This is a genomic window from Streptococcus australis, assembly GCF_019930045.1.
In the GTDB taxonomy this organism is placed as follows: Bacteria; Bacillota; Bacilli; order Lactobacillales; family Streptococcaceae; genus Streptococcus; species Streptococcus australis_D.
Genome location: NZ_JAHZQQ010000022.1, coordinates 23190 through 34017 on the forward strand (window position 1 = coordinate 23190; position 10828 = coordinate 34017).

Below are 10828 nucleotides of genomic sequence, written 5' to 3' on the forward strand. Positions count from 1 at the left end.
CAATGGGATTCCTAAAAAAATTATTTGGTAATGTTGAAAAAGCGAATAAGGGCGAAATTCCTGCAGAAGAAATTATTCCGCCATTTACAAACGATTTAGCTGAAGAAGCAGATGATTATTGGAGACAGATGGAACAAAATCTCTTGATCAATGCTGTGAAGGCTGTTGGCGGTCCTGATAAAGCGGATCGTGCCTTTATGCTAGTGAATTTTAAACCGGGTCAAGAAACATTTGATTTGTATTATCAAGTCGATGGGAAATTGATTTCTTGGCAAGAATTGGATCCAGAACATGTAGAAAAAATCCGCCTTCAACTCTTGCCTCAAGCCCCAGCTGTAGCCCGTGCAGTCAATGAAAATTACGAAGCTGCAAATGTTCCTGTGATTAGTTATGCCATGCTTCAATTAGAAACGGCGACCATGGCTTGGTTTGGTCGGAAGCTAACAACAGCTACACCTGAAGCTAGCTTATCTTTTGAAGAATTGGTAGCAGGTTGGCGTGCGGTGATTGAACAAGAAATCCCGACTCATCCAATAGACAGCGATACTGCTTTTCCTTATTTCGAAGTTCGATAGAAGTTCTGTTGACAGGAATAAAATAAACAAAAAAAGAGGGTGACCTCTTTTTTGTTTATGAGCAGTTATAGTTTTTCATTGACGTAACGAACAAATTGATTCCACCACACCTTTAAGAAGAAACTTTTTTGGATATTTTCTCCGCTCACCATTTACATACTAGGGGCTTTACCTTCGATATACCCTCGACCGATGGGTTCTGGATCAGTGTAGGTAAGGGTTCCGAGAGAAGTACCTTTCTTTATAGGAGCGCTAAATGAAGATTGGCTACTTTTAAAGGTGATTTTAGCTTCTGCTTGGCTTCCTTGTCGTTCAATCACAATGAAGTCATCCTTGGCGACAGCGGTGGCACTTGTTTTTTTACCATCATGGACTGTTGATTTACTGTTGTTGTAGGCTTCTCCTTTGCTGACAATCAGACTTGCAATAAAGTTTTGACTCACATAATTCATAAGGTTGGCTGTTGCAACAAATCGTGCGTAGGGATCTCCATCGATTGCCTCAACACCAATGACAACAGTGATCATGCGAATACCATTTTGATTGGTAGAAGCAACAAATGAAATCCCCCCTTTATCGGAATTTCCGGTTTTTAGGCCATCCACTCCTGCTCGATAGTTGGGCATGTTTTCCAACATATAGTTACTGCTCTCCAATTGAATTCCAGCAAATTCTGCATGGGAAAGGGAGGTGATTTTTGTAACTTCAGGATAGTCTTCTAGAAGGTGTTTTGCGATGACTGCTACATCATAAGCGCTCAGCTTATTTTCGGTATTTTTCTTTTTATTTTCCTCATCCCCATCAATGATAGCTTGGTTCAAACCACTAGCATTCACAACCGTCGCATCTGTAATCCCCCAATCTTTGAGCTTCGCTTTCATGAGCAGGACGAATTGTTCTTCGTTACCAGCTACTTTTTCAGCTAAGGCAATGGCGGCGCTATTGGCGTTTGATACGAGGAGAGCAGTGAGCAGGTCCTTAACCTTGTATTTACGAGCTTCCATGGGGACATTGCTGATTCCTTCAACAGCGGTCAGTTGGTAGGCTTTGTCCGAAATATCTACGTCATCATTTAAAGAGATTTTTCCTTGCTGAATGGCTTCGTAAACGAGATAAGTGGTCAAAAGGTTGCTGATTCCGCCAACCTCTTTTTTCTCATCACTATTTTTTTCGTAGAGTATTTTACCTGTTGTCCCATCGATTGCAATAGCATGCTGAGCTCCGAGGTCTAGATCCTCCGCTCTTACAGGAGAAGTACTGAGAAGGGTAAGAATTATACAAAGAAGTAAAGTGATTATTTTTTTCACGTTTGAATCCTCGATTGTTTTTTGTCTCTACTATTGTATCATAAAAGAAGGCAACTGCTTTAATCCTATTTTCACCTTCACTTAATTTAAAACTCTATAAGTAAATTGTAAAGATAGTTGGTAAAATGGAAGAAATAGTGTATAATGGTAGAAAACCTAACATAAGGAGATAGTGATGAAAGTAAATAAACGGTTTGTACTGGCCGGTGTTTCTCTAGCCAGCGCTCTTCTATTAACAGCCTGCGGTGGTGGAAGCAGCAATCAATCTACTTATTCTTATATTTATTCAACAGATCCAAATACTTTGGACTATATTGCATCGACTCGTACAACGACGTCTGATATTACAAGTAACCTTGTTGATGGTTTGTTAGAAAATGATAAATATGGAAATTTAATCCCAAGTTTGGCAGAAGACTGGACAGTTTCAGAAGATGGCCTGGTCTATACCTATAAACTTCGAAAAGATGCTAAATGGTACACCAGTGAAGGGGAAGAATATGGTGCTGTAACAGCTCACGATTTTGTGACAGGAATCAAACATGCTGTGGAATCAAAATCTGAAGGTCTCTTCTTAATCCAAAACTCCATTAAAGGCTTGGATGCCTATGCCAAGGGTGAAACAACAGATTTTAAGACAGTTGGCGTGAAAGCCTTAGATGATTACACCGTTCAATATACCTTGGAACGCCCAGAAAGCTTTTGGAATTCTAAGACGACATCAGGCGTCCTTTTCCCAGTTAACGCAGCTTTCTTAGAATCTCAAGGAAAAGACTTTGGTTCTTTAAAACCAAGTAGTATTCTCTATAACGGTCCCTATTATTTGAAGAATTTAACTTCAAAATCTCAAATTGAACTTGTAAAAAATAAAGAATACTATGATGAAAAGAATGTTCATATTGATAATGTGAAGTTGACTTACAATGACGGATCAGATCCAGAATCAGTCATCAAGAAATTTGAGAATGGGCAATATTCATTTGCGACGGTAATGCCAAATAGCTCCACTTATAAGAGTGTGAAAAAGAAATTTGGTGATAATATTGTTTATGGTGTTCAATATGGTACATCTTACTATCTAGGCTTCAACATCGATCGTCAGAAGTATAACCATACAGCCAAAACGACAGATGCTCAAAAATCGTCTACAAAACAAGCGATTTTAAACAAGGATTTCCGTCAAGCCGTCAACTTTGCCTTTGACCGTGAAGCCTATGCAGCTCAAACATCTGGTGCAGATGCAGCGACCAAGATTCTTCGGAATACCTTGGTTCCACCGACTTTTGTTCAAGTAAATGGCGAAGAGTTCGGTAAGGTTGTTGAGAAACAATTGGTGACCTATGGGGATGAGTGGAAAGATGTAAATCTAGATGATGCCCAAACCACTCTCTACAATCAAGAAAAAGCTAAGGCTGAATTTGCAAAAGCAAAAGAACAACTGCAGAAAGAAGGAGTACAATTCCCAATTCATCTGGATTACGTTGTTAGTCAGACAGATAACAGCCAGGTGCAACAAGCTAGCTCCTTCAAACAATCCGTAGAAGCTGTTCTTGGTGCAGACAATGTTGTCGTAGATATTCAGAAATTATCTGATGATGACTTTAACAACATTACCTATTTCACAGATACTGCTGCTGAGAAAGATTATGACCTTGCAGGCGGAGGATGGGTGCCAGACTACCAAGACCCATCTACTTATTTGGAGAGTTTAAGTCCTGTTAACGGTTCTGTTTTCTACTATCTAGGTGTGGATGCAGGTTCGAACAGCCCTGCTATTTCAGCAGTTGATTTCGGGAAGTATGCAGAGCTCTTAAAAGATGCCAATGCAGAAGTGAGTGATCAAGCTGTACGCTATGAGAAATACGCAGCCGCTCAAGCATGGCTAACCGATAGTTCTTTGATCTTGCCAACTGTTTCAAATGGTGGAACGCCAATGTTGCAACGGACTGTTCCGTATAGTCGTGCAGCTTCATGGGTTGGAACAAAAGGTACAGGAACCAACTATAAATATCTTGAACTTTCAGAAGAAGTCATCAAGACAAAGGATTACGATGCAAGTAAAGAAAAATGGTTGAAAGAAAAGGCTGAATCCAATAAAAAAGCCCAAGAAGAATTAAAGAACCACATCGAATCTAAATAGCTGGGATAGTAAGAACGCATAAGTTTATGTAGGGGAAGGAGCCACTAAAAAGGATTGATTTTTTAGACAGTCCTCCGCTTAGTGGCTCCTTTCACTTGCCAAATATTCAGAAAATTTAGTTTACTTTTTGTCTCACTTATGCTATAATTCTATCTAAATTCAATAAAATGGAGACTCAAAATGAAAAAAAGTAAAGTTTTTGCATTTGCCGGAGTAACATTACTCGCAGCAACTTTCCTTGCAGCATGTTCTGGCTCAAAAGATAGCAAGTCTGCATCAAAAAAAGATACAACATATGGCTATGTTTATACAGATGATCCAACAACTTTGGATTACACTGTATCTTCAAAAGCTTCCGTACACGATATTACAACAAACGGTGTAGATGGTTTGTTGGAAAACGACAAATACGGAAATCTTGTACCATCTATTGCTGAAGATTGGTCTGTTTCAAAAGACGGTTTGACTTATACTTACAAAATCCGTAAGGGTGTTAAATGGTATGATGCCGACGGCGAAGAGCATGGCGAAGTAACAGCTCATGACTTTGTTACTGGATTGAAGCATGCGGCAGACAAGAAATCAGAATCTCTTCCATTGGTGAAAGACTCAATCAAAGGATTGAAAGACTACTCAGAAGGAAAAATTTCAGACTTCTCTGAAGTTGGGGTCAAAGCAGTAGATGATTATACGCTTGAATACACCTTGAATCAACCAGAAACTTTCTGGAATTCAAAAACAACTAATGGGGTTCTTTTCCCAATTAGTACAGAATTCTTGAAGAGCAAGGGTGATGAATTTGGTCAACCAGGTAATGTCAAATCAATCTTGTTCAATGGTCCATTCCTTTTGAAATCAATCACTTCTAAATCAGAAATCACTTTTGAGAAGAACGAAGATTACTGGGATAAAGACAACGTTCATATCGACAAGATCAAATTCTCTTATTATGATGGATCAGATCAAGATTCATTGGCGCGTGGCTTTAGTGATGGATCGTACACAGTTGCTCGTCTCTTCCCAGCAAGTTCAAACTTTGCGTCTGTTGAAAAGAAATACAAAGACAATATCTACAACACACAACCTGGAGCTGGTGTAGCAGTCTTTGGTTTCAACATTGACCGTCAAGCATACAACCATACTTCTAAGACGTCAGATGATCAGAAATCTTCTACGAAGAAAGCTATCTTGAACAAGAATTTCCGTCAAGCGATCACATTTGCCTTGAACCGCGAAAATTATTCAGCACAAGTCAATGGTAAAGAATACGCTAAGGCTGCTATTCGAAACATGTACACTGCACCTGCCTTTGTTCAAGTAAACGGTAAAGACTTTGGGGATGTAGTAGCAGACAAGTTGCAAACTTATGGAGATCAATGGAGTGGTGTGAATCTTGCAGACGGTCAAAACGGACTCTATAGCAAGGAAAAAGCAAAAGCTCAGTTTGAAAAAGCAAAAGCTGAACTCCAAAAAGATGGTGTTCAATTCCCAATCCACTTGGATGTTCCGGTTGCACAAAACTCAACAAACTTTGTGTCACGGATGCAATCCTTCAAACAATCAGTTGAAGAAACACTTGGTACAGAAAACGTTGTTGTGGACCTTCAAATGATGGACCAAGATGAAGTCTTGAACATTACATTGAACGTACCATCAGCTGCAGAAACTGACTGGGATCTTCAAGGACTTGTAGGATGGAATCCAGACTACGATGATCCATCTACTTACCTTGACACCTTGCAACCATCTTCACCAGACCAAACTAAGACTTACCTTGGATTTGCTGGTGGTGTCGACAATGCTTCTGCTAAAGCAGTCGGTTTAGATGAATTTGCGAAATTGCTTGATGATGCAGAAAAAGAAACGCAAGATGTAGTAACTCGTTACGACAAATTTGCAGCAGCTCAAGCTTGGTTAACAGATAGTGCATTAGTGATTCCAACTATGACAAGTTCAGGTGCTGGAACAGTTGTTTCAAAAGTAGTTCCATTCTCTGGACCTTCATCACAAACAGGTAACAAAGGATCAACTTATTTCAAATATGTTGAAGTTCAAGATGAACCTGTCACTAAAAAACAATATGATCAAGCACGTGAAAAATGGTTGAAAGAAAAAGCTGATTCAAATAAAAAAGCTCAGCAAGAACTAGAAAAACACGTTAAATAATCACCTTCATCAGAACTTTCTCTAATAGGGGAGAAAGTTCTTTTGAACATTAAAGGAACGGAATATGAAAAAATATATATTTATGCGTATTTTACGTTCGTTAGTGTCGATCTTTTTGGTTACGACATTGACGTATACAATTATTTATACGCTAACCCCAAGAAATTTAATTTTCAAAAACGACCCTAACTACAATAAGATTGCAAAGACTAAGGATTCTAAAATCAATTATGAAAACACAGTCTATGATCGTATGGGGTATATAGAATATCTTGATTCAAAAGCTTTGAAAGAAAAAGCAAGCAAGGAAGACTCATCAGTAACTGTAGAGCCTACTAAAGAAAACGAAAAGATCTACAAAAAGTACATTTCTAATCTTGGAAATGGCTGGGTATTGAAACGTTTCCCTGAAAACAAAGGCTTTTACGCGACTCGTGAAGTCCCTGTCTTTGAACGTGTTATTGGATTCTACGGCAATCTGATTCAGATTGACCATCCAAATGTCATCAAAGATGCTTCAAATCCAAAACTTGAACGCTATATTCGCATTGAAAATGATCCAGCTATTGGTTGGTCAGTAGTTGGTTCGGGGACTAAACATAAATATCTTTTGTATTTCAATGGTCAATTCCCGTTCATTCATCAAAATTTTGTATCGTTAAACTTGGGTGAATCTTATCCAACTTATTCAAATACGCCGGTTCTTCAGGTTATTACACAAGGACAAGGTACTACCAAGAAGAGTGAAGTAAACTTCCCAACAGGGAAAAAAGAATCTTCTATCAATATCTACTCACGTACTTACAAATCACCAAGCAAGGCAGATGCTCAAGATATTGCCCGTTTTGGTGAAAGAGATGCTTATACAGCAACTTTGAGTAACTATGAAAATCCATCCATGATTGTGAGCTCTTCTATTATCGGCTTGATCGGGATTGCAATTGCTTACTTGATCGCAATTCCATTGGGATCATACATGGCCTTGTTGAAGAACACATGGTTTGATAGTGCCTCAACAGCTGTCTTGACATTGATGATGGCTCTTCCAACGATTGCCTTGGTCTACATCGTCCGCTTGGTTGGTTCAACAATCGGTCTTCCAGACTCCTTCCCAGTCTTAGGAGCTCAGGACTGGAGATCGTACGTTCTTCCTTCTGTCATCTTGGGACTATTGACCGCTCCAGGTTTGGCTGTTTGGATTCGTCGTTATATGATTGACTTGCACTCACAAGACTTTGTCCGTTTTGCACGTGCTAAAGGACTTTCTGAAAAAGAAATTTCACGCAAGCATATCTTCAAGAATGCCATGGTTCCAATCGTTACAGATATTCCTGTTCAGTTGGTCTTGGTTATCTCAGGGGCAACCTTGACAGAAACCGTCTTTGCCTTCCCTGGTATGGGTAAAATGTTGATTGATTCCATCAAGGCATCGAACAATAGCATGGTGGTGGGGCTTGTCTTCATCTTCACCGTTCTTGCTGTATTTGGAGCAATGGCAGGTGATATTCTCATGGTTATGGTAGACCCTCGTATCAAATTGACAACTAAGAAAGGAGGCAAATAATGTCTACAATCGATAAAAAGAAATTCCAATTTGTTGAACGTGACGACTTTGCCTCTGAAACAATTGATGCGCCGTCGTACTCCTATTGGAAATCAGTATTTCGTCAATTTTTCAAAAAGAAATCAACCATTTTTATGTTAGCAGTCTTGGTGGGAATTCTCTTGATGAGTTTTGTTTATCCAATGTTTTCAAACTTTGATTACAATGATGTAAGCAAAGTAAATGATTTCACTGCTCGTTTGAATCCTCCAAGTGCCAAAGCTTTCTTTGGTACGGATAACAATGGTAAATCGTTGTTTGATGGAGTTTGGTTTGGTGCCCGCAATTCGATTATCATCTCTTTTATTGCTACCTTGATCAACGTTGTGATCGGTGTAGTGATTGGTGGGATTTGGGGTGTGTCAAAATCAATCGACCGCTTCATGATGGAAGTTTATAACGTTATTTCAAACGTTCCATTCATGTTGATTGTTATTGTCTTGACTTACTCAATCGGTGCTGGTTTCTGGAACTTGATTTTGGCGATGACGGTAACAGGATGGATTGGAATTGCTTATTCTATCCGTGTCCAAATTATGCGTTACCGTGATTTAGAGTACAACTTGGCCAGCCGTACTTTGGGGACTCCAACTCTAAAAATCGTGACAAAAAATATTTTGCCGCAATTGGTATCTGTTATTGTGACAACAACAACTCAATTGTTGCCAGCCTTTATTTCAACTGAAGCCTTCCTTTCCTTCTTTGGATTGGGATTGCCAATTACAGTTCCAAGTTTAGGTCGTCTAATTTCAGACTACTCACAAAACGTAACAACCAATGCGTATCTTTTCTGGATTCCATTGACAGTCTTAGTCTTGGTATCCTTGTCATTCTATATCGTTGGACAAAACCTTGCAGATGCCAGCGATCCACGTACACATAGATAGGAGGAGTAGGTATGACAAATGATAAAAATGTAATCTTATCTGCTCGCGATATCGTAGTAGAATTTGATGTTCGGGATCGTGTCTTAACAGCCATTCGCAATGTGTCCTTAGACCTTGTTGAAGGTGAAGTCATGGCACTTGTTGGTGAATCAGGTTCTGGTAAATCTGTTCTCACAAAAACCTTCACAGGAATGTTAGAAGACAACGGACGAATTGCCAATGGTAGCATTAATTATCGTGGGCAAGAATTAACAGAACTCAAGTCGAACAAAGACTGGGAAGATATCCGCGGTGCAAAAATTGCAACCATCTTCCAAGATCCAATGACCAGTTTGGACCCGATTAATACAATCGGATCACAAATTACGGAAGTTATTATTAAACACCAAGGCAAGAGTGCCAAAGAAGCCAGAGAAATGGCCATTGATTATATGGAAAAGGTTGGAATCCCAGAAGCGGAACGTCGCTTTGATGAATATCCTTTCCAATATTCAGGTGGGATGCGCCAACGGATCGTTATTGCTATTGCGCTTGCTTGTCGTCCTGATATCTTGATCTGTGATGAGCCTACAACGGCCCTTGACGTAACCATCCAAGCTCAAATCATTGACTTGTTGAAATCATTGCAAAAAGAATATAACTTTACAACAATCTTTATCACTCACGACTTAGGAGTGGTGGCAAGTATTGCAGATAAGGTTGCCGTAATGTATGCTGGTGAAATTGTAGAATTTGGTAAAGTAGAAGAAATCTTCTACGACCCAAGACATCCTTATACATGGAGTCTCCTTTCAAGCTTGCCACAATTGTCTACATCTAAAGGTGATCTATATTCTATCCCAGGGACTCCTCCATCATTGTATTCACCAGTAAAAGGGGATGCCTTTGCTTTGCGTTCAGACTATGCGATGCAAATTGATTTCGAGGAACATCCACCAGTCTTCAATGTTTCAGATACACATTGGGCTAAAACATGGCTCTTACATGAAGATGCACCAAAAGTCAATAAACCAGAAATTATTGATAATCTTCATGAAAAGATTAGCGCGAAAATGGGATTCACTACAATCAAGGACTAGGAGAAGGAAATGACAGAAAAATTAATAGAAGTTAAAGATCTTGAAATTTCCTTCGGTGAAGGAAGTAAAAAATTTGTAGCTGTAAAGAATGCAAATTTCTTCATCAACAAAGGGGAAACATTCTCTCTTGTTGGTGAGTCTGGTAGTGGGAAGACGACGATTGGTCGTGCAATCATTGGTTTGAATGACACTAGTGCAGGTGATATCCTGTATGATGGTAAAAAGATCAATGGGAAGCAATCGCGCAAGGATGAAAATGAATTAATCCGTAAAATTCAAATGATATTCCAAGACCCAGCTGCAAGTTTGAATGAGCGTGCAACAGTCGACTACATTATTTCAGAAGGTTTGTACAATTATCACCTATTCGAAAATGAAGAAGACCGAGTACGTAAAGTAAAAGAGATTATGCATGAAGTGGGGCTTCTAGCAGAGCATTTAACTCGTTATCCTCATGAATTCTCTGGTGGACAACGCCAGCGGATTGGGATTGCTCGTGCCTTGGTAATGGAACCAGAATTCGTTATCGCAGACGAGCCTATTTCAGCCCTTGACGTATCCGTACGTGCTCAAGTTTTAAATCTCCTTAAGAAATTCCAAAAAGAGTTGGGCTTGACCTATCTCTTTATCGCACACGATCTTTCAGTAGTTCGATTTATCTCTGATCGTATTGCGGTTATTTACAAAGGAGTTATTGTAGAAGTAGCTGAAACAGAAGAATTGTTTAATAATCCAATTCATCCATACACACAATCTCTACTATCTGCTGTTCCAATTCCAGATCCAATTCTAGAACGCAAAAAAGTTCTGAAAGTTTATGATCCTGATCAGCATGATTATTCAACCGACAAACCAGAAATGGTTGAAATCAAACCTGGACATTACGTTTGGGCAAATAAAGCAGAACAGAAAAAATATAAAGAACTTGTATAATCATAAGAAAACGAGAAGAATACGCTTCTCGTTTTCTATTTTTTTAAAAAAAGAAAAACTTTCCCCAATTGTCAAGTCAAGTGCAACAAAGTTGTTCCTCTGATTAAGCGAGTATCTTTCAAGCTGTTTGAGCTGACT

General features: G+C 39.2%; 7 protein-coding genes and 1 pseudogene. 7 read left to right on the forward strand and 1 reads right to left on the reverse strand.

The features are described 5' to 3' along the window. The first annotated feature begins 2 nt into the window (after window positions 1-2). Complete coding sequence (locus tag K1J10_RS05645) at window positions 3-575, forward strand: hypothetical protein (RefSeq protein WP_223356148.1); 573 nt, start codon at window positions 3-5, stop codon at window positions 573-575. A 65-nt stretch (window positions 576-640) separates the two neighbouring features. Here K1J10_RS05645 and pbp3 read toward each other — a convergent pair. Then, window positions 641-1882, reverse strand: a pseudogene (gene pbp3, locus K1J10_RS05650) (D-alanyl-D-alanine carboxypeptidase PBP3). 175 nt (window positions 1883-2057) lie between these two features. On the opposite strand from pbp3, the gene K1J10_RS05655 reads away from it, so the two are divergent. From K1J10_RS05655 to K1J10_RS05680, 6 genes are all read left to right on the forward strand, one after another. Beyond that, a complete protein-coding gene (locus tag K1J10_RS05655; protein ID WP_126403802.1) occupies window positions 2058-4022 on the forward strand; it encodes a peptide ABC transporter substrate-binding protein in 1965 nt (654 codons plus the stop codon). 180 nt (window positions 4023-4202) lie between these two features. After that, on the forward strand, window positions 4203-6188 hold the full coding sequence (locus K1J10_RS05660) for a peptide ABC transporter substrate-binding protein (RefSeq protein ID WP_223356149.1): 1986 nt from the start codon (window positions 4203-4205) through the stop codon (window positions 6186-6188). 64 nt (window positions 6189-6252) lie between these two features. Then, window positions 6253-7752, forward strand: a complete 1500-nt coding sequence (locus K1J10_RS05665; RefSeq protein WP_223356150.1) for an ABC transporter permease — start codon at window positions 6253-6255, stop codon at window positions 7750-7752. After that, window positions 7752-8678, forward strand: coding sequence for an oligopeptide ABC transporter permease OppC (oppC, locus tag K1J10_RS05670; protein WP_048692005.1), 927 nt, complete (start codon window positions 7752-7754; stop codon window positions 8676-8678). Before K1J10_RS05665 ends, oppC begins: the two co-directional genes overlap by 1 nt. An 11-nt stretch (window positions 8679-8689) precedes the next feature. Beyond that, window positions 8690-9757, forward strand: a complete 1068-nt coding sequence (locus K1J10_RS05675) for an ABC transporter ATP-binding protein (RefSeq protein ID WP_125335844.1) — start codon at window positions 8690-8692, stop codon at window positions 9755-9757. 9 nt (window positions 9758-9766) lie between these two features. Beyond that, window positions 9767-10690 (forward strand): ATP-binding cassette domain-containing protein, encoded by a 924-nt coding sequence (locus K1J10_RS05680; protein ID WP_048714745.1) that lies wholly within the window; start codon window positions 9767-9769, stop codon window positions 10688-10690. The last annotated feature ends 138 nt before the right edge of the window (window positions 10691-10828 follow it).